The organism is Rhodococcus sp. FH8 (assembly GCF_019266085.1).
GTDB classification, from domain to species: domain Bacteria; phylum Actinomycetota; class Actinomycetes; order Mycobacteriales; family Mycobacteriaceae; genus Rhodococcus_F; species Rhodococcus_F qingshengii.
In genome coordinates this window covers 528,468-546,067 of the sequence record NZ_LPNQ01000065.1, presented here as the reverse complement: position 1 = coordinate 546,067, position 17,600 = coordinate 528,468, and the positions used below count along the sequence as shown (strand labels likewise).

Below are 17,600 nucleotides of genomic sequence, written 5' to 3'. Positions count from 1 at the left end.
CCGATATGCCTACCCTTGCCCGTGTGTCGTGTTTCCGTAGGGATCGCCCTCGTATGCAGGAATGACCTGCGTGTCTTGCGAGTTGTCGTTCCACTCCCCCTGATAGCCGCTCGCTTCGGCGTACTGGGGATCGTACTGCCCAGTTCCGTCAACCTCGTCGAGGCTGTCCTGAATCGCCGCCTGTGCGTTAGCTGGGAGGGTGTGCATGATCTGACGGACGCGCTCCTGGCGACGACGAACAGCCTGCCGCTCCGGGTTTCCGGGGGTGGCCTTCATCTGCGGCACGATGCCCTCGACGTCGTCGACACCACCGGCGTGGTGACCGGCGTCGACGAGCGCCTGCTCGTGCGCCATCTGAGCCTCGTCCTTCTCCTCCGACATACCGATCGGACCGATCATCGTTCCGTTGAGGAACTGCTTGACGACGGGCTCGTCCGAGGTGAGCAGCACCTCACGAGGACCGAACATCACCAACTGACGACGGAAGAGCATGCCGATGTTGTCCGGCACCGTGCGTGCGAGGTTGATGTTGTGCGAGACGATCAGAATCGTCGCGTCCGACTGGGCGTTGATGTCGATCAGCGTTTGGCTGATGTACGTCGTACGCACCGGATCCAGACCGGAGTCGGGCTCGTCGACGAGGATGATCTCGGGATCGAGAACGAGTGCACGCGCCAGACCGGCACGCTTGCGCATACCGCCGGAGATCTCACCGGGAAGCTTGTCCTCGGCGCCGACCAGACCCGTGAGGTCCAACTTCTCCATCACGATCTTGCGGATATCGGATTCCGACTTCTTGGTGTGCTCACGAAGCGGGAAGGCGATGTTGTCGTACAAGTTCATCGAGCCGAACAGTGCGCCGTCCTGGAAGAGAACGCCGAACAGCTTGCGGATCTCGTAGAGCTCCTTGGAGGAGCACTGCAGGATGTCCGTGCCGTCGATGACGATGGAGCCTTGTTCAGGGCGGAGCAGTCCGATCAGGGACTTCAGGAACACCGACTTACCGGTACCCGAAGGCCCGAGCAGTGCGCTGACCTCACCCGCGGGAAGTGTCAACGACACGTCCTGCCAAATCCTCTGCGACCCGAAAGACTTTGTCAGTCCTTGTACCGCTACCTCGACTCCCACCATTACCTCCGCGACGTCCGTTGCATGCATGCACCCGTGTGGGTTGGGTCACTCTATCGCATGGGAGTGGTACCCGTGACTGCGAATACTACTAACGAGTAGGGAAGAAGCATAATTCAGATCACAGCCTAGTTCGGACACCCCTCCCACCTGCATGAATTCCGGCATATCACCCGCGAAAAAAGTTCAAAAAAAGAGGGCCACTCCCCGTGGGGAGTGGCCCTCTTCGTTACTACTCGCGAAGAGCAGCGGGAAAACCGTCTTACTTGATGACGATCTTTGCGCCGGCAGCTTCGAGCTTTTCCTTGGCAGCCTCTGCGGCGTCCTTGGCAACCTTCTCGAGGATGGCCTTCGGAGCGCTCTCGACGAGATCCTTGGCTTCCTTCAGGCCGAGGCCGGAAACGACCTCACGGACGACCTTGATGACCTGGATCTTCTTGTCGCCAGCCGACTCGAGGACGACGTCGAACTCGTCCTGCTCTTCAGCAGCTTCTGCGCCGGCAGCCGGTGCGCCTGCAGCGGCGACGGCGACGGGAGCAGCAGCGGTGACCTCGAAGGTCTCCTCGAATGCCTTAACGAACTCCGAGAGCTCGAGGAGGGTGAGCTCCTTGAACTGGTCCAACAACTCTTCGGTGCTGAGCTTCGCCATTGTGGCGGTCCTTCCTGTAAGTCCCATGTCGCTGATCCGCGACCGGGCGGGGTTATAGCAGTGATGCGCGGGTGCGGATCAGCTTTCGGCTTCGGCCTCGGCCGGAGCCTCGGTGGCAGCCTCTGCGGGGGCCTCTGCGGCTCCGCCTTCTGCAGCCTTCTTCTCCTGCAGGGCAGCGGCCAGACGGGCCATCTGCGAAGCGGGAGCATTGAACAGGCCTGCGGCCTTTGCCAAGTTGCCCTTCATCGCGCCGGCAAGCTTTGCCAACAGGATTTCGCGGGATTCGAGATCCGCGATCTTGTTGACCTCTTCCACGGACAGCGCAGCGCCGTCCATGTAGCCGCCCTTGATGATGAGCGCCTTGTTGTCCTTAGCGAAGTTCTTCAGAGCCTTCGCAGCGTCGACCGGTTCGCCCTTGATGAATGCAATGGCGGTCGGACCAACGAACAGGTCATCAAGGCCCTCGATGCCAGCCTCTGCGGCGGCACGCTTGACCAGGGTGTTCTTGGCGACGGAGTAGGTGGCACCTTCTCCGAGAGCGCGTCGCAGTGTCGTGATGTTGCCAACCGAAAGGCCACGGTATTCCGTGACCACAGCGGCGGTCGAACCCTTGAACTGCTCGGTGATTTCCGCAACTGCGGAAACCTTCTCAGGCTTTGCCATACTTCGCCTCCTCTCGTGACAGTCGTTGTCCCACTCAGGAACCGCTGCACCTCATCGGGGTGAACCCGAGAAGACACAGTCCGCGACATGCAAAACGCCCCGGCGCAAGCGCACGGGGCGTACAGAGGAAACATGAAGAAGAGGCTTACGAATCAGCGTAACGATGCAAAGCGAGGCAGTGCATAACCAGGCAAACTGTAGAACCACTACATCAAGCTATCCCCCTACCTCGTTCACCTACGTGGGCCGCCGGGCACTCCCGGACTTTCAACCACACCCATCACTGAGTGCAATCACCAACGGTCTTGGGTAGAACATGATTTTGGGGTGAAGTTCATATCCAGCACTGAACTCCGCGTCGAAGACTACCTGACTGCTCGCTGCATAACCAAATCGGGTTCGTCACGCACCCGGTTTCTTCAAGCACCGATGGCCCTGGCGATCTTGTGTTCGATTGCTGCCCGAGCTCGGTCCGGCAACACCAGCAGTCCATCGAGTTCCTTGTGGGCCTTCCGATACGCACTCTGACGTTCCTGTGGCGTCGCGCCCTCGTCCATGGCCAGTCGCAGCAGACGTTGCGCCCTTACCAGGCGCTCTTGTTCGTCGAGGGTGAATCCGCTCCGTCGGCGGCGCTTCGCCTCAGCTTCCGCGATTTCGAAGGCGATCGCGTAAGCGTGCACCGCCTCGCGGTACTCGGTTTGTGCCTGCTGGTTGCCGATCATCGTCTCCGGATTGCCTGGGCGAAGCAGGTCGGCACGATATTTGGCTCTATGAAACTCGGCGGTCAAAGGCTCGCGCATGTCCGTCATCATCGGGGTGTCGAGCAGTGTGACCGGGTCGAGCTCGTACGCGAACCATCGGACGTCGACCGCATCGTGCTGCTCGATGGCCTTGGCCAGCTCTCGGCGCTGTGTTTCTTCGTCGGCGTGATGTTGCGCGTTGGCCTGCGCGATGGCGACCTTGGTCTGCTGCTTGAGCCGGAAGCGCTCTTGCCGGCGCTCGATCCGCCTTTCGTTGGCAACCGCGACACCCTTCAGCGCCCCACCGATGGTGCCGCCGAAAACGAAGATCAGCCACCAAAAGTTTCCGAGGAACTGGAACGCTTCGTGCATACCCCGATGATGCCACCGTTAGATCGATACCACCGTTGGACCGATACCACCGTTGGACCGATACCACCGGCAGGGATCACCCTCTCCCGAAACGACAAGAAGGCCGGCAGGGAGTGATCCCTGCTGGCCTTCTTGTTCGTATGCGGACTGCTTACGCGTCTGCAGCATCCTCGAGGAGGTTGCGAGTACGGTTCGGATCCACCGGGATGCCCGGACCGGTGGTGGTCGAGACCGTGATCTTCTTCACGTAGCGGCCCTTGGCCGACGAGGGCTTCGCACGCAGGATCTCGTCCAGGGCTGCGCCGTAGTTCTCCACCAGCTTCTCATCGTCGAACGATGCCTTGCCGATGACGAAGTGCAGGTTGGCCTGCTTGTCGACGCGGAAGTTGATCTTTCCACCCTTGATGTCGTTGACAGCCTTGGTGACATCCGCCGTGACGGTGCCCGTCTTCGGGTTCGGCATCAGGCCACGGGGTCCGAGGACACGGGCGATGCGGCCGACCTTGGCCATCTGATCAGGAGTCGCGATTGCGGCGTCGAAATCGACCCATCCACCCTGGATGCGCTCGATCAGGTCTTCTGCACCGACTACGTCAGCGCCTGCAGCCTCGGCTTCTGCTGCCTTCTCGCCAACAGCGAACACGATGACGCGAGCGGTCTTACCGGTGCCGTGGGGCAGGTTGACCGTTCCGCGGACCATCTGGTCAGCCTTACGGGGGTCGACGCCCAGACGAACTGCAACCTCAACGGTTGCATCCATCTTGGTGGACGACGTCTCCTTGGCGAGCTTTGCAGCCTGAAGCGGGCTGTAGAGCTTGTCTGCGTCGATCTTCTCAGCGGCGGCGAGGTACGCCTTGCTGCGCTTTGCCATTTGTTCTGTCCTTACTTGTCACTGCAGCGAATTACCTGTGCAGTGGTGAATGGTTCAGTTGTGGTCGGGGCCTGGCCGGCCCTCCCACGTAATGCTGTGGAGCGGACTATCAGCCCTGGACCGTGATGCCCATGGAACGAGCGGTGCCGGCGATGATCTTCGCGGCCTGCTCGATGTCATTGGCATTGAGGTCTTCAGCCTTGGTCTTCGCGATTTCGCGCACCTGATCCATGGTCACCGAGGCAACCTTGGTCTTGTGCGGTTCGCCGGAGCCCTTGGCGACGCCGGCTGCCTTGAGGAGCAGCTTGGCGGCGGGAGGGGTCTTCAGCTTGAAATCGAAGGTCCGGTCTTCGTAGACCGAGATCTCGACCGGCACAACGTTGCCGCGCTGGGACTCAGTCGCCGCGTTGTAGGCCTTGCAGAACTCCATGATGTTCACGCCGTGCTGACCGAGTGCGGGACCCACGGGAGGTGCAGGGTTAGCCTGACCTGCCTGGATCTGCAGCTTGATGAGCCCGGCGAGCTTCTTCTTCTTTGGGGGCATCTCTAGTTCCTAGTTTCTAGCTTGGGTGTGTGTCTTGCGTCGAACAAATTGCAAGTTTTGGGGTGGTCAGATCTTCGCGACCTGGTTGAAGTTGAGCTCAACCGGGGTTTCACGACCAAAGATCGACACGAGAACCTTGAGCTTCTGCTGCTCGCCGTTGACCTCGCTGATGCTGGCCGGAAGGGTTGCGAACGGGCCGTCCATGACGGTGACCGACTCGCCGACCTCGAAGTCGACCTCGATGAGGGGCTTGCCGAAGGACTCGGACGGTGCCTCGCCTGCTGCGACGGCGGCCGCTGCAGCCTGCTGCTTCTTCTGCTCCTGCTGCGGGAGCAAGAACTTGACGACCTCGTTGAGGGTCAGCGGCGAGGGACGCGACGTGGCACCGACAAAACCGGTGACACCAGGCGTGTTGCGCACGGCGCCCCACGACTCGTCGTTGAGCTCCATGCGAACGAGGATGTATCCGGGCAGAACCTTGCGGTTGACCTGCTTGCGCTGGCCGTTCTTGATCTCGGTGACCTCTTCGGTGGGAACTTCCACCTGGAAGATGTAGTCGCCGACATCGAGGTTCTGAACGCGAGTCTCGAGGTTGGTCTTGACCTTGTTCTCGTAACCGGCGTACGAGTGGATGACGTACCAGTCACCCGGGGCGCGGCGCAGCGCAGCCTTGAGTTCGGCAACGGGATCCTCGACCTCGAGCTCGGCGGCGGGAGCGGCCTCGTCGGAGTTCTCGGCATCGTCGGAGATGACGTCCTCGGTCGCTGCAGCGTCTGCATCAGTGCCTTCGGCAACGTCTGCATCGGTGCCTTCGGCAACCACGACGTCTACTTCGGCTGCCGCCTCGGCAGAAACACGCTCTTCGGCCAAAGCCTCATTCGTGTCGTTCTCGGGGGTGCTCACTGGGGCACTCGCTTCCTCTCGTTACTCGGACCCGGGTCGGGTCTTGTCGCGCTCGCAGGCAAAGACGCCCGACTGCTACGGCGATCAGCCGAACAGCCAGGTGACACCCTTGATCACAGCGATATCGACGCCGCTGATGAAAGCGACCATGAAGACCACGAACGTCAGCACGACGCTGGTGTAGGTGATCATCTGCTTGCGGTTCGGCCAGATGACCTTACGGAGTTCTGCGATGACCTCGCGGAAGAATTTGCGCAGGCGCTTGAAGATGTTGTCCTTCTTCGCCTTGGGCTTCTTGCCGGGGTTCGTTGCAGTCGGCTTGGCCGAAGATGTCCGGGATGCCGTCCGGGCCGGAGTCTTCACGGTGGACGCGCTGACCGAGGCGCCGCGTGCAGCGCGCTTGCCGGTCGGCTTGTTGGAAACCCCACTGGATGCGGAGGGAGCCTTTTCGGCACCGTCCTTGTCCAACGAAAGATCGGAACGCGTAGTCGCGTCAGCTGCAGTGTCGTCGACACCGGTCGAATCGGCAGACGGTGAAGTCTCCGCATCCGAAGTGTCGGCGTCGCGCTTGGCGCGCTCCTCGCTCACGTCGTTCCTCTCAGTCGCTGGCATCCGGGGGCAGGGGCGACAGGACTTGAACCTGCAACCTGCGGTTTTGGAGACCGCTGCTCTGCCAGTTGAGCTACGCCCCTTTGGTTGACCTCGACAGGTAGACCCTGCCTGAATCAACCGTTCTGCGATCACACAACATACGCGCTACCCGAGGTGAATGTCTTGCAACATTCAGGGCAGCGCGCAGCGCTGAGGAATCCCAGAAATCTCAGTGTACTTCAAAGCCCCGGAACAAACACAATCCGCCCTGCGATCAGGCTAGACGGACCGTGGCAGTGGCACGACCGAAGATCTTCTTACCTTCGGACTTGGCCACAATTGCCAGTACTGCGGTCTTGCTTTCTTCGTCGATCGACTTCACCTTGGCGGTGAACTCGATCTCGGCAGCCTTGTCGGCTGCCACAATCACCGGGCTCGTGAACCGTACGTTGTACTCGGTCACTGCGCCCGGATCTCCCAGCCATTCGGTGACGTAGCCGGCACCGATGCCCATGGAGAGCATGCCGTGCGCGACGACGTCCGGCAAGCCGGCAAGTCGTGCGACCTCGTCACTGAAGTGAATCGGATTGGGATCTCCCGAAACACCCGCGTAGTTGGCGAGGTTTCCACGCGTCAGGGTGACGGACTTCTCGGGGAGAAGTTCGCCGACACTCACGTCGGAAAATTTACGAAGCGACATGCATCATCACGTCCTTGACTGCGTGGGCGATGTTCTCGTCCACTTCCCCACCCGTTCGAGCAACAAGCGTCGTCCACGTGGTGACGACGGCTTCGTCGTTCTGATCGGTGATGATGTTCTTGGTCACGATGATGTCGCTACCTGCGGCCTGCCTGAACGAATCCAGGAAGACGTCGCAGAAGAGTCGGTCACCGACCTGCATGGGCTTGTGCAGCACCAAGCGCTGATCGGTCTGAAGAATCTGACTCAGGTCGTAGCCTGTGACGATCTCTTCGAACAGACGTCGCTGAGCAATGGCACCCACGATGGCGACGAACGTGATGGGAGCGATCAGGCCGTCATATCCGAGGCCCTTGGCTGCCGTCTCGTCGTAGTGCGCGGGATGGGCGTCCTGGACGGCGCGAGCGAACTCGCGTACCTTCTCGCGTCCGACCTCGTAGAAGTCTTCGACACGATAGTGGTGACCGACCATCTGGACGGCATGAGCGGCCGGGTCCGTAGGGACCTCGGCCGCTGCCTGGTTCTCTTGCAAATCTGTCACGCGGTGAGACTCTCTTCTAGCTAGGACCCGAAGACGCAGGCCCAGAGAGGGTCTTCCGCGAAAATCGTCGTCCTGTTAAGGACTTACTACTTCGACTCGCGATGCGACTGGTGGGTTCCGCAGTTGGGGCAGAACTTCTTGAGCTCCAGGCGATCGGGGTCGTTGCGCCGATTCTTCTTGGTGATGTAGTTGCGGTGCTTGCATACCTCGCAGGCCAAGGTGATCTTGGGCCGAACGTCGGTCGAGGAGGCCACGGGATGCCTTCTTTCGGGTGTATCTGATTACGAGCAATCAGGGTGGATCATGCATATTGTGTAGCGGTGACCGGACTTGAACCGGCGACGCAACGATTATGAGTCGTTTGCTCTACCAACTGAGCTACACCGCCTCGGTGTCGAGTGTCGCGCGGAAAGCACGGCACCACAATCCAGCGAGCCCCCTAACGGAATCGAACCGTTGACCTTTTCCTTACCATGGAAACGCTCTACCGACTGAGCTAAGGGGGCGTGGCTCAGGAGTGCGTTGCCGCTCTCTTGAAGCCTCCGAAAGATTACACACGAACGAGCGCCAGCACCAAATCCGCTGGTCATCGGGGCAAAAATGGTGCCGGAGCCCATTGTTGCACCGATCGGGGCCGCTGGCGAGGGCTTTGCGGGAACCAGCTCGACCCTGCACTCCCCCTGAAACCATCCCCCGGTGCCCATCCCGAGGCCCCTGAGCCCCCGACACCCCTGAGCCGAAGCCGGCGCCTGCGTCGCCAACGCGCGCTCGACCTCGGTACACGCACAAAAAAGTCAGCCCCGACTCTCGCGAAGAGAATCGGGGCTGACTTGGTGTGGCAGATGTAGGATTCGAACCTACGTAGGCATAAGCCGACGGATTTACAGTCCGCTCCCATTGGCCGCTCGGGCAATCTGCCGTGCTTGCACCAGGCTTCGATCCGGCGCATTCGCAAGTATATCGCGACGTGCGGCGGCCGAAAACGGCTTCCTCGGTGCGGTGAGAAGAATACAACGAACACACCCCCATTTTGCAAACCGGGTGGTAACGGGCGGTGCCGACCCGATAACGTCGAGGTGTCCACCGGTATGGAAGGTGGGCGGAACTCGATGTTCGTGAACTACCGGAAAGCGGGAGTGTGAAGTGGCTGATTCGTCCTTCGACGTGGTGAGCAAGGTTGACCGTCAAGAGGTGGACAACGCCCTGCATCAGGCTGCCAAGGAGTTGACCACGCGTTTCGACTTCCGAAACACGGGAGCGTCGATCGAGTGGTCTGGTGAAGAGACGATCACGTTGAACGCCGACACCGAGGAGCGACTGCTGGCCGCCCTCGACGTGTTCAAGGAGAAGTTGATCCGTCGCGACATCTCGCTGAAGGCATTCGATGCCGGCGAGCCGGCGCAGTCCGGAAAGATCTACAAGCTGTCCGGAACCTTGGTCCAGGGCATCAGCAGCGAGAACGCGAAGAAGATCACCAAGAAGATTCGCGACGAGGGCCCCAAGGGCGTCAAGGCGCAGATCCAGGGTGAGGAACTTCGTGTGAGCAGCAAGAAGCGCGACGACCTCCAGGGCGTCATCTCCCTGCTCAAGGGTGAGGACTTCGGGATCGCCCTGCAGTTCGTGAACTACCGGTAGCAGGGGCTGCGCCCCTGTGCGCCTTTTTGGTAGTTCCGACGACCAGAAAGGCTCACAGGGGCCGAAGGCCCCTACATCCCCGCCATCTTCTCCAAACGCTCGATCCGGTCCGCCATGGGCGGATGCGTCGAGAACAGCTTGCTGACCTTGTCGCCCGCTCTGAAGGGGTTGGCGATCATCAGGTGGGACTGCGCCGCGAGCTTGGGCTCAGGCGGCAACGGCGCGGCTGCGACGCCCGACTCGAGCTTGCGCAGCGCCGACGCCAACGCCAGCGGGTCACCGGTGAGCTCGGCTCCCGATTGATCAGCCTGATACTCGCGAGAGCGCGAAACGGCCAGCTTGACCACGGTTGCCGCGATCGGTCCCAGTAGGGAGACGAGCAGCAGCGCGATCGGATTGCTTCCCTGCCCGTTCCCTCGGCCGCCGAAGATGCTCGCGTACATCGCGAAGTTGGCCAGGCCAGAGATAACGCTGGCCATCGCGCCGGCCACGGACGAGATCAAAATGTCCCGGTTGTAGACGTGAGAGAGTTCGTGCCCGAGTACGGCGCGCAGTTCGCGTTCGTTCAGGATCTGCATGATGCCGCTGGTCACGCACACCGCGGCGTGCCGAGGGCTACGACCGGTGGCAAACGCGTTCGGGGCGTTCGTGGGGCTGATGTACAGCCTGGGCATCGGTTGGTGCGCCGTCGTGGCGAGTTCGCGCACGATCCGGTAGATCGCCGGTGCCTCGACCTCGGTGATGGGCTGGGCGCGCATCGATCGAAGCGCCAGCTTGTCGCTGTTGAAGTACACGTAGGCATTCATGCCGACGGCAAACAGAACGGATCCCCACAGAAGGAACGGGCTGTTGAACAGCGAGCCGATGAAGACGATCAGCGCCGACATCCCCACCAACAAGCCGAATGTCTTCGCACCGTTCGCGTAGCCGTGCAAACCGCTCACCTCTTGCCTCGCTGGAGCCGAAGGCTCACCCGAACTCCCCGGTGTATGCACCGGTTCTGTTCAGTCAACGAAGGACAGGGTCATCAGGGTTCCCACCCAGTGACTGTCGGGGTTTCCACCCGGTAGCCCCGATTCGCCGAGGTGTCAGCCGACTCGTTCGATCGTGTAATCGACGAGACGCACGAGCGCTTCGTTGGCCGGTCCCTGCGGGAGCTCAGCCAACTGAGCTTTCGCCGCGACGGCATACTCGCCCAGCTTTGCCTTCGCCTTGACCATGCCCGGCGAACGCTCGAGCAGTTCGAGAGCTTCTTCTACCAGGGCATCTTCGGTAACCGGGCCCGCGAGCAGCTCCCGCAGGCGATCTGCGTCGGCCCCTTCTTCGCGGAACGCGTACAGGACGGGCAGGGTGTGGACACCCTCGCGCAGGTCGGTGCCCGGAGTCTTGCCGGACTGCGCCGAGACGGACGAGATGTCGATGATGTCGTCGGAGATCTGGAACGCGGTGCCGACGGCGTCACCCAGGCGCTCGAGGCGCTCGATGTGAGCTGCGTCGGCGCCGGAGAAGGTGCCGCCGAAGCGTCCGGATGCAGCGATCAGCGAACCGGTCTTCTCCCACACGACCTTGAGGTAGTGCTCGACCGGATCCTGCTCCTTCTTGACACCGATCGTCTCGCGCATCTGGCCGGTGACCAGTTCGGCGAATGTTTCGGCGATGATCCGAACGGCTTCAGGTCCGAGCGTCGATACCAGGCGTGATGCGTGCGCGAACAGATAGTCGCCGGCCAGGATCGCCACGCTGTTTCCCCAGCGGGCATTGGCGCTGGGTGCTCCGCGCCGCATGGACGCCTCGTCCATGACGTCGTCGTGATAGAGCGTCGCAAGGTGAACGAGTTCGGTGACGGTCGCTGCGGTGATGATCGACGGATCGTTCGGCACCGGTCCGAGTTGCGCTGTCAGGATCGTGAACAACGGACGGAAGCGCTTTCCACCAGCTCGCGCGAGATGCAGCGCGGCCTCGGTGAGGAAGTCTTCTCCGTCGGACAGCTCGCTGACCAACAACTCCTCGACATCGGAGAGTCCACCACGCACTACTGCGGCGAGCTGTTCGTCGCCCAGGTCGATGCCTGCAACGACGGTGCTCGATGCGGTTGCGTCGGCAGCAGTCTTTTCGGTGCTCACGATGTCAGTACCCATTCCTGTCGTCAGTGACGGCTCGGTTCCCACGGTAGTGAACCTAGCGGTTCGCACTCGGGACGGCCTCGCCACGGTGGCGATCGCGAGCCTGGGAAGATGTGAGTGTGTCCGTAGAAGAGCAGTCCCCCGTCGTCGATACGCTTCCGACCGAAACCGACATTGTGGTCATCGGCGCAGGTCCCGCGGGTTCTTCGGCCGCGGCGTGGGCCGCCCGCAGCGGCCGAGACGTCGTGCTGGTGGACGCTGCCGTCTTCCCGCGAGACAAGACTTGTGGTGATGGACTCACTCCGCGCGCCGTGGCCGAACTGGATCTCCTCGGCCTCGGCGAGTGGGTTCGGTCACACACGACGAACAAGGGACTACGGTTGTCCGGCTTCGGACAAGAACTCGAACTCGAGTGGCCGGGGACGTCGTTCCCGCCGATCGGCAGTGCAATCCCCCGGACCGAACTCGACGACGCCATTCGCCGGTGCGCCGTCGAATCGGGCGCGGTCATGGTCGAGGGCACCAAGGCCGTCGACGTCGAACTCGACGGTGATCGAGTAGCCGCCGTCGTACTCGCCGGCCCCTCGGGACGCAGCACTCTTCGTTGCCGGACGCTGATCATCGCCGACGGCGTTCGCTCGACGCTCGGCAAGAAGCTGGGACGGCAGTGGCACCGGGACACCGCGTACGGCGTCGCGGCACGCGCGTATGTCGCGACGCCGCGCAGCGCCGACCCGTGGATCACCTCGCATCTGGAACTGCGGGACGCGGAGGGCACGTTGCAGGCGGGGTACGGCTGGATCTTCCCGCTCGGCACCGGCGAGGTGAACATCGGCGTCGGGACACTGGCGACGTCCAAGCGCCCGGCTCCAGGTGCCCTGCGACCCTTGCTCGACCTCTACACCGATCAGCGCCGAAGCGAGTGGCAGTGGAGCAGCGAAATACGTTCCGTCGCTTCGGCTTTGCTACCCATGGGTGGAGCAGTTTCCAACATCGCCGGACGCAACTGGGCCGTGATCGGCGACGCCGCAGCGTGTGTGAACCCGCTCAACGGTGAGGGCATCGACTACGGCCTCGAAGGCGGACGTCTGGTGGTCGAACAGCTCGGCGCCGACGATCTGACGGAGCTGTGGCCGACCGTGCTTCGGGAGCACTACGGGCAGGCGTTCTCGGTCGCGCGCCGGCTCGCAGGCCTGCTGACGGTTCCGCAGTTCCTGCCCGCGTCGGGTCCGATCGCGATGCGCTCACGGGCACTGATGACGGTCGCCGTTCGGGTGATGGGGAACCTCGTCACCGACGCCGACGCCGATCTGACGGCGAAGGCCTGGCGGGCGTCGGGGGCCGCGTCGAGAAAGATCGACTCCCGACCGCTGTTCGGTTGAGCAAGTGCTGTGCGCCTTTATTAACCGCCGGGGGTTGATAAAGGCGCACAGCAGTTCAGGCAGTGGCGTAATGCAGCGCCACGATGCCGCCGGTGAGGTTGCGCCACTTGACGTTCTTCCACCCGGCAGCCTCGATCTTGCGGGCCAACTCTTCCTGGGTCGGCCAGGCACGGATCGATTCGGCGAGGTAGACGTAGGCGTCGGGGTTGCTGCTGACGCTGCGTGCGACCTGCGGGAGCGCCTTCATGAGGTATTCCATGTAGACCGTGCGGAAGGGCCCGAAGACGGGCGTCGAGAACTCGCTGACGACGAGACGTCCGCCCGGCTTGGTGACGCGGGCGATCTCACGCAGTCCGGCTTCGAAGTCGGAGACGTTGCGCAGACCGAAGGAAATCGTCGCGGCGTCGAACACGTTGTCGGCATAGGGCAGGTACATCGCGTCACCTGCGACCATCGGAACTTTGCGCGAGATTCCGGCCTTGAGCATGCCCTTGGAGAAGTCGGTGGCGACGCACCAGGCACCGGAGCGCCCCAGTTCGACGGTCGAGACTCCGGTTCCGGCGGCGAGGTCGAGCACCTTCTCGCCCGGCTTCAGATCGAGGGCTTCGCGGGTGGCCTTGCGCCAACCCTTGTCCTGGCCGAAGGACAGCACGGTGTTGGTGAGGTCGTATCGCTCCGCGACGTCGTCGAACATCGACGCGACTTCGTGCGGTTGCTTCTCGAGAGTTGCTCGGGTTCCGTGTGTAGTGGCCACACCCGAAACGCTACCAACCCTCGTGCAGCGAGGGTGTTCAGGCTGCTCTGGCACCCGTTCGCCGCCCGAGGCCCTGCACGTCCTCGTAGTGACGGAGCAACTCTTCGCAGATTGCCGGCCAGGTCCGGTGCAGCACCGAGCGCCTCGCCGCGGAGCCAAACTGCACCCGCAGATCACGCTGACGAAGTGCGTCGACGGCGCTTGGCAGGAGTTCGGTGAACCTGTCCGTCGGCAGGAGGTAGCCGTTGCGGCAATGCGAGATCAGGTCACGTGGTCCGCCGGCGTCCGGTCCGACGACAGGCACACCGCTCGCGAGGGCTTCCTGGACCGCCTGGCAGAAGGTCTCGTGCTCGCCGGGGTGAACGAATACGTCCAGGCTCGCATAGGCGTCGGCCAGCGCGGTACCGCCGAGTTGTCCGGTGAAGATCGCGTCCGGCATCAGTCGTCGTAGGTTCTCGCGGTCCGGGCCGTCTCCGACGATCACGATCTGCACACTGGGATCGCCGGCCAGGGCCGCCAATCGTTCGACGTGCTTTTCGGGCGCGAGGCGACCGACGAAGCCGACCACCAACCGGTCGCTGTCGCCGATCCAGGACTGCCGCAACACCGAGCTACGACGCGAAGGCGCGAATCGTTGTGCGTCGACGCCGCGGGCCCATCGGTGCACGCGCGGAATGCCGTGCTCTTCGAGGGCGTCGACTGCCGACGTGGAGGGCGCGAGTGTCCTGTTGCAGCTCTTGTGGATTCGACGGGTCCACGCCCACGCGGCGCGGCTGGTGACGCCGAGACCGTAGCTTTCGGCAAATCCGGCGACGTCGGTCTGGTAGACCGCGACGGTCGGGATCCCGAGCCGCTTCGCGACGGCCACTCCCCCGGCGCCGAGCAGGAACGGTGACGCCAGATGGACGACGTCGGGCGCGAAGGTCCGCACGGCCGTGGTCAATCGTGGTTGCGGCAGGCCGACGGGAAGTGAACTGACTTTGGGCACCATGACGGCTGGCACCCGAACCACCTGAACGCCTTCGTGTTCGGTGGCGGCAGAGGTGTCGGATCCGACGGTGTCCGGCGCAATGACCATGGCGTCGTGGCCAGTGCGATCGAGGTGTTCGAGCACGCGTAGTACCGAGTTGGTGACGCCGTTCATGTTGGGCAGGAATGACTCCGCAACGATGGCTACTCTCACACCGAGAACGGTGACAGGGCCAGGAAAAGTCCACGTCATGTTCGTGTGAAGTTCGGGCGAAGCGCGAACTAACTCGAGGCGACCGGCGCCGAACTTGCCGCCTGCGCTTCCCGCTTGCGCAGGTACCAGATCGACGGTCCAGCCAGGAGCCACGTCACGACGATCACCGATCCTGCCGGGATCAGCGCCACCGTCGCGTTGCGTCCCGCTACCCGGACCAAATCAGGGTCGGCTTTGGAGTACTCCACCTCGATGCGTTGTCCCACAGTCAGATTGGTGGGGTAGAGCACGCCGAGTTCAGGGTTGTGGTTGGCGCCGTCCGGTGTCACGAAGCTGATCGCCGAACGTAGCGAGCCTGCCGAGAGCACCTCGGCAGTTGCGGTCCCCATGTTCGATTCGATGGTCCGATCGTTGCGCCAGGCACCGAGAACCAGAATCACCGCGAGCACGGAAATGCCGACCGCAACCACCAGTACGCCGATGCGGAGACGACGCAGAACCGTTTGCGTCACAGCTGTGCCCGCACGGAAGCGTGGAGTTCGCGCAGCCCACTGCGATCCGTCGCGACCTCGAGCACACGAATGCCGTTGGCCGGTTGCGCCAGCGTCGTTGCCAGGGCGTCGACGGTGACCGCTGCGTGGGGCACGCGGTAGGCCGCGCACAGCGCAGCGAGGTCCATGCCGTGTGGTGTTCCGAACACTCGCTCGAAGACGCCGGCGTACTGCGGGTCGCCTTGTTCGAGGAGCTCGAAGATACCGCCGCCGTCGTCGTTGGCGACGACGATGGTGAGGTCGCTCGGCCTCGGCTCACCGGTCCCGATCAGCAGCCCGGAAGCGTCGTGCAGGAATGTCAGGTCGCCCATGAGAGCGACGGTCCGGCCGCCCTCGTACGCCAACGCGGCGCCCACCGCCGCCGAGACGGTGCCGTCGATACCTGCGACGCCGCGATTCGACAGCACCCGCACGGCGGGCTTGGGATAGCTCACGAGGGCCGCGTCGCGAACAGGGTTGGATGCGCCGAGCAGAAGCTGGTCGCCGTCCGCGAGAGCATCCATCACAGCAGCTGCCACGTGCAGGCCGGTGGCCTTGGGGTGGGCGTCGAGTTGCTTGCGGACGGCAGTTTCGGCGTGTTCGGTCAGCGCGGCGCATCGAGCGATCCAGGCGGGATCGGGAGTCCCGGTGACCACTGCTCTGGTTCCGGTGGCGAGTACGTTGCCGGATACGTCCGGCCAGCGCGGCCCGGTAGTCAGCGCGTAGACGTCGACGCCTGGGTCGGCCAGCACCTTCGAGACCTGACGATGCAACGTCGGGCGGCCGGTGATGATCGCCTGCTTGGGCTTGAGTTGCGAGAGCGCGAGTGGATGCAGTGCTATCCCGTGCATCGGAGCCGTCGGTTCGGCCACCGTCGGCAGGCCGGCCAGCTCAGGCCGAAGTGCGCTGCCGTGTCCGGAAATGACCACCGTATCTGCGGTGAGGTCCAGATCGACCGGAACATCGAGCGTCGCGTTCTGGGTGGTGGTCCAGGCCGCACCGCCGGGACGGCCCTCCGGGACCGGTCCCTGCACGTGCACGTCCGGCACCAGCGGCTCACGAAGTGGAATGTCGAAGTGCACCGGACCCGCGTTTCCGGATCGGGTTCCGCGGGCAGCGGCGAGGACCCGGCAGACCGCCGAGCGCCACTGGCTGTTCTGCGTCGAATCGTCCTCCGCCAGGCCCAGGCTGATGGTTGCGCGGACTTGACTGCCGAAGAGCCCGAGCTGCTCGACGGTCTGGTTGGCGCCGGTGCCGAGCATCTCGTACGGCCGGTTGGCGCTCAGGACCACCAGCGGCACTCGCGCGTAGTTGGCCTCGAGGACAGCGGGTCCGAGATTCGCGACGGCGGTCCCGGAAGTCATCACGATGGGGACCGGTCGTTTCCCGGCGATTGCCAGTCCGAGTGCCAGAAAGCCTGCTGTCCGCTCGTCGATCCGCATGTGCAGACGCAACCGGCCGTCGAGGTCGGCGGCCTGGAGGGCGAATGCGAGGGGCGCGTTGCGAGAGCCTGGACACAGCACGACTTCACGCACGCCACCACGAACCAGTTCGTCGACGACGGCTGTGGCTTGTGCAGTGGACGGATTCACGCCTTCAAGAGTGTCAGATGTTCGGGCGCAAGCATGCCCAGGGGCGGGGACAGCGGCATTATGTGTGGGTGCGCACACTCTTCGATCCAGCCGAGCTCGAACCCCGCCGGTTCTATCAGTTACTCACCGCTTCGGTGGTCCCCCGGCCGATTGCCTGGGTGTCCACCCTGTCGGCGGACGGCGTCGGCAATCTGGCTCCGTACAGCTTTTTCACCGTGGCAAGTTCGGCGCCGCCGATCGTGCAGTTCACGTCGGTCGGACGCAAGGACAGTCTGCGCAACATCGAAGCGACCGGCGAATTCGTGATCAACCTGGCGACTGCCAGGCTTGCCGACGTGGTGAACCAGAGTTCCGCCTTCTACGACGCCGAGGCCGACGAGTTTCTCGAGTTGAACATCCGTAGCGAGCCGAGCGAGCGGGTTCGCCCCGTCCGGGTCGCCGACTCCCCGATCGCCATCGAATGCACGCTCCACCAGGTCATCGAGGTCGGCAATTCATTTGTCGTGATGGGAAATGTGGTGGCGGTCGCAGTACGTCCCGAGGCTGTCGCCGACGACGGCCTACCGGACTTCGCGGCAATCGCACCGATGAGCCGACTTGGCCGAGCGCAGTGGGGTCTTCCTCCCGAAGTCGTCGAAAAGGACAGACCCACCACTCCACAGCGACCGTAAATCAGGTTAGGGTTACCTGATTAGGTAC

General features: G+C 63.0%; 20 protein-coding genes and 4 tRNA genes. 3 read left to right on the top strand and 21 right to left on the bottom strand.

From position 1 onward, the window contains the following. Positions 1-9: 9 nt before the first annotated feature. From ATN38_RS17010 to ATN38_RS16940, 15 genes are all read right to left on the bottom strand, one after another. A complete protein-coding gene (locus tag ATN38_RS17010) occupies positions 10-1,131 on the bottom strand; it encodes an ABC transporter ATP-binding protein (RefSeq protein WP_007728450.1) in 1,122 nt (373 codons plus the stop codon). 259 nt (positions 1,132-1,390) lie between these two features. Continuing rightward, positions 1,391-1,777, bottom strand: coding sequence for a 50S ribosomal protein L7/L12 (rplL, locus tag ATN38_RS17005; RefSeq protein ID WP_003941857.1), 387 nt, complete (start codon positions 1,775-1,777; stop codon positions 1,391-1,393). A gap of 78 nt (positions 1,778-1,855) precedes the next feature. Continuing rightward, entirely contained in the window at positions 1,856-2,440 is a 585-nt protein-coding gene (rplJ, locus tag ATN38_RS17000; protein WP_003942074.1) for a 50S ribosomal protein L10, read from the bottom strand. Positions 2,441-2,859: 419 nt separating this feature from the next. Then, positions 2,860-3,552 (bottom strand): hypothetical protein, encoded by a 693-nt coding sequence (locus ATN38_RS16995; RefSeq protein WP_158170610.1) that lies wholly within the window; start codon positions 3,550-3,552, stop codon positions 2,860-2,862. Positions 3,553-3,703: 151 nt separating this feature from the next. Next, positions 3,704-4,423 (bottom strand): 50S ribosomal protein L1, encoded by a 720-nt coding sequence (gene rplA, locus ATN38_RS16990; RefSeq protein ID WP_003941982.1) that lies wholly within the window; start codon positions 4,421-4,423, stop codon positions 3,704-3,706. Positions 4,424-4,532: 109 nt separating this feature from the next. Beyond that, on the bottom strand, positions 4,533-4,967 hold the full coding sequence (gene rplK / locus ATN38_RS16985) for a 50S ribosomal protein L11 (protein ID WP_003941896.1): 435 nt from the start codon (positions 4,965-4,967) through the stop codon (positions 4,533-4,535). A 66-nt stretch (positions 4,968-5,033) separates the two neighbouring features. Next, complete coding sequence (gene nusG / locus ATN38_RS16980; protein WP_003942049.1) at positions 5,034-5,870, bottom strand: transcription termination/antitermination protein NusG; 837 nt, start codon at positions 5,868-5,870, stop codon at positions 5,034-5,036. A gap of 84 nt (positions 5,871-5,954) precedes the next feature. Beyond that, positions 5,955-6,458, bottom strand: a complete 504-nt coding sequence (secE, locus tag ATN38_RS16975; RefSeq protein ID WP_003942030.1) for a preprotein translocase subunit SecE — start codon at positions 6,456-6,458, stop codon at positions 5,955-5,957. A gap of 31 nt (positions 6,459-6,489) precedes the next feature. Next, positions 6,490-6,562, bottom strand: a tRNA-Trp gene (locus ATN38_RS16970). A 173-nt stretch (positions 6,563-6,735) separates the two neighbouring features. Continuing rightward, positions 6,736-7,161 carry a (3R)-hydroxyacyl-ACP dehydratase subunit HadB gene (hadB, locus tag ATN38_RS16965; RefSeq protein WP_003941909.1) on the bottom strand — a complete coding sequence of 142 codons (426 nt, stop codon included), beginning with the start codon at positions 7,159-7,161 and terminating at the stop codon, positions 6,736-6,738. Next, a complete protein-coding gene (hadA, locus tag ATN38_RS16960; RefSeq protein ID WP_007728457.1) occupies positions 7,148-7,702 on the bottom strand; it encodes a (3R)-hydroxyacyl-ACP dehydratase subunit HadA in 555 nt (184 codons plus the stop codon). The genes hadB and hadA overlap by 14 nt, the downstream gene beginning before the upstream one ends. 86 nt (positions 7,703-7,788) lie before the next feature. Continuing rightward, entirely contained in the window at positions 7,789-7,956 is a 168-nt protein-coding gene (gene rpmG / locus ATN38_RS16955; protein ID WP_003941903.1) for a 50S ribosomal protein L33, read from the bottom strand. Between the two features lie 61 nt (positions 7,957-8,017). Beyond that, positions 8,018-8,090 (bottom strand) — tRNA-Met (locus ATN38_RS16950). A gap of 45 nt (positions 8,091-8,135) precedes the next feature. Continuing rightward, a tRNA-Thr gene (locus tag ATN38_RS16945) sits at positions 8,136-8,208 on the bottom strand. Between the two features lie 330 nt (positions 8,209-8,538). After that, positions 8,539-8,621 (bottom strand) — tRNA-Tyr (locus tag ATN38_RS16940). A 224-nt stretch (positions 8,622-8,845) separates the two neighbouring features. On the opposite strand from ATN38_RS16940, the gene ATN38_RS16935 reads away from it, so the two are divergent. Next, on the top strand, positions 8,846-9,337 hold the full coding sequence (locus tag ATN38_RS16935) for a YajQ family cyclic di-GMP-binding protein (protein ID WP_003941854.1): 492 nt from the start codon (positions 8,846-8,848) through the stop codon (positions 9,335-9,337). 71 nt (positions 9,338-9,408) lie between these two features. On the opposite strand, the gene htpX is transcribed toward ATN38_RS16935, so the two are convergent. Beyond that, a complete protein-coding gene (gene htpX / locus ATN38_RS16930) occupies positions 9,409-10,272 on the bottom strand; it encodes a zinc metalloprotease HtpX (protein ID WP_029254860.1) in 864 nt (287 codons plus the stop codon). A gap of 153 nt (positions 10,273-10,425) precedes the next feature. Beyond that, on the bottom strand, positions 10,426-11,475 hold the full coding sequence (locus tag ATN38_RS16925; RefSeq protein WP_037129929.1) for a polyprenyl synthetase family protein: 1,050 nt from the start codon (positions 11,473-11,475) through the stop codon (positions 10,426-10,428). 104 nt (positions 11,476-11,579) lie between these two features. On the opposite strand from ATN38_RS16925, the gene ATN38_RS16920 reads away from it, so the two are divergent. Then, positions 11,580-12,842 (top strand): geranylgeranyl reductase family protein, encoded by a 1,263-nt coding sequence (locus tag ATN38_RS16920; protein WP_374104621.1) that lies wholly within the window; start codon positions 11,580-11,582, stop codon positions 12,840-12,842. 55 nt (positions 12,843-12,897) lie between these two features. Here ATN38_RS16920 and ATN38_RS16915 read toward each other — a convergent pair whose 3' ends face one another. From ATN38_RS16915 to menD, 4 genes are all read right to left on the bottom strand, one after another. Beyond that, positions 12,898-13,596, bottom strand: a complete 699-nt coding sequence (locus ATN38_RS16915) for a demethylmenaquinone methyltransferase (RefSeq protein ID WP_047268903.1) — start codon at positions 13,594-13,596, stop codon at positions 12,898-12,900. Between the two features lie 37 nt (positions 13,597-13,633). Then, entirely contained in the window at positions 13,634-14,779 is a 1,146-nt protein-coding gene (locus ATN38_RS16910; RefSeq protein WP_197494315.1) for a glycosyltransferase family 1 protein, read from the bottom strand. Between the two features lie 68 nt (positions 14,780-14,847). Further along, complete coding sequence (locus ATN38_RS16905; protein ID WP_007728471.1) at positions 14,848-15,291, bottom strand: DUF3592 domain-containing protein; 444 nt, start codon at positions 15,289-15,291, stop codon at positions 14,848-14,850. Next, positions 15,288-16,901, bottom strand: coding sequence for a 2-succinyl-5-enolpyruvyl-6-hydroxy-3-cyclohexene-1-carboxylic-acid synthase (gene menD / locus ATN38_RS16900; protein WP_003942063.1), 1,614 nt, complete (start codon positions 16,899-16,901; stop codon positions 15,288-15,290). The genes ATN38_RS16905 and menD overlap by 4 nt, the downstream gene beginning before the upstream one ends. Positions 16,902-16,969: 68 nt before the next feature. Between menD and ATN38_RS16895 the strand changes: the two genes are divergently transcribed. Further along, complete coding sequence (locus tag ATN38_RS16895) at positions 16,970-17,572, top strand: flavin reductase family protein (protein WP_039972961.1); 603 nt, start codon at positions 16,970-16,972, stop codon at positions 17,570-17,572. Positions 17,573-17,600 lie beyond the last annotated feature (28 nt).

Excerpts from the sequence above, each read along its gene's own strand:
- rplL (WP_003941857.1), bottom strand. The coding sequence starts at position 1,777 with ATGGCGAAGCTCAGCACCGAAGAGTTGTTGGACCAGTTCAAGGAGCTC.
- ATN38_RS17010 (WP_007728450.1), bottom strand. The coding sequence starts at position 1,131 with ATGGTGGGAGTCGAGGTAGCGGTACAAGGACTGACAAAGTCTTTCGGG.
- ATN38_RS16995 (WP_158170610.1), bottom strand. The coding sequence starts at position 3,552 with ATGCACGAAGCGTTCCAGTTCCTCGGAAACTTTTGGTGGCTGATCTTC.
- hadB (WP_003941909.1), bottom strand. The coding sequence starts at position 7,161 with ATGTCGCTTCGTAAATTTTCCGACGTGAGTGTCGGCGAACTTCTCCCC.
- ATN38_RS16925 (WP_037129929.1), bottom strand. The coding sequence starts at position 11,475 with ATGGGTACTGACATCGTGAGCACCGAAAAGACTGCTGCCGACGCAACC.
- rplA (WP_003941982.1), bottom strand. The coding sequence starts at position 4,423 with ATGGCAAAGCGCAGCAAGGCGTACCTCGCCGCCGCTGAGAAGATCGAC.
- rplK (WP_003941896.1), bottom strand. The coding sequence starts at position 4,967 with ATGCCCCCAAAGAAGAAGAAGCTCGCCGGGCTCATCAAGCTGCAGATC.
- rplJ (WP_003942074.1), bottom strand. The coding sequence starts at position 2,440 with ATGGCAAAGCCTGAGAAGGTTTCCGCAGTTGCGGAAATCACCGAGCAG.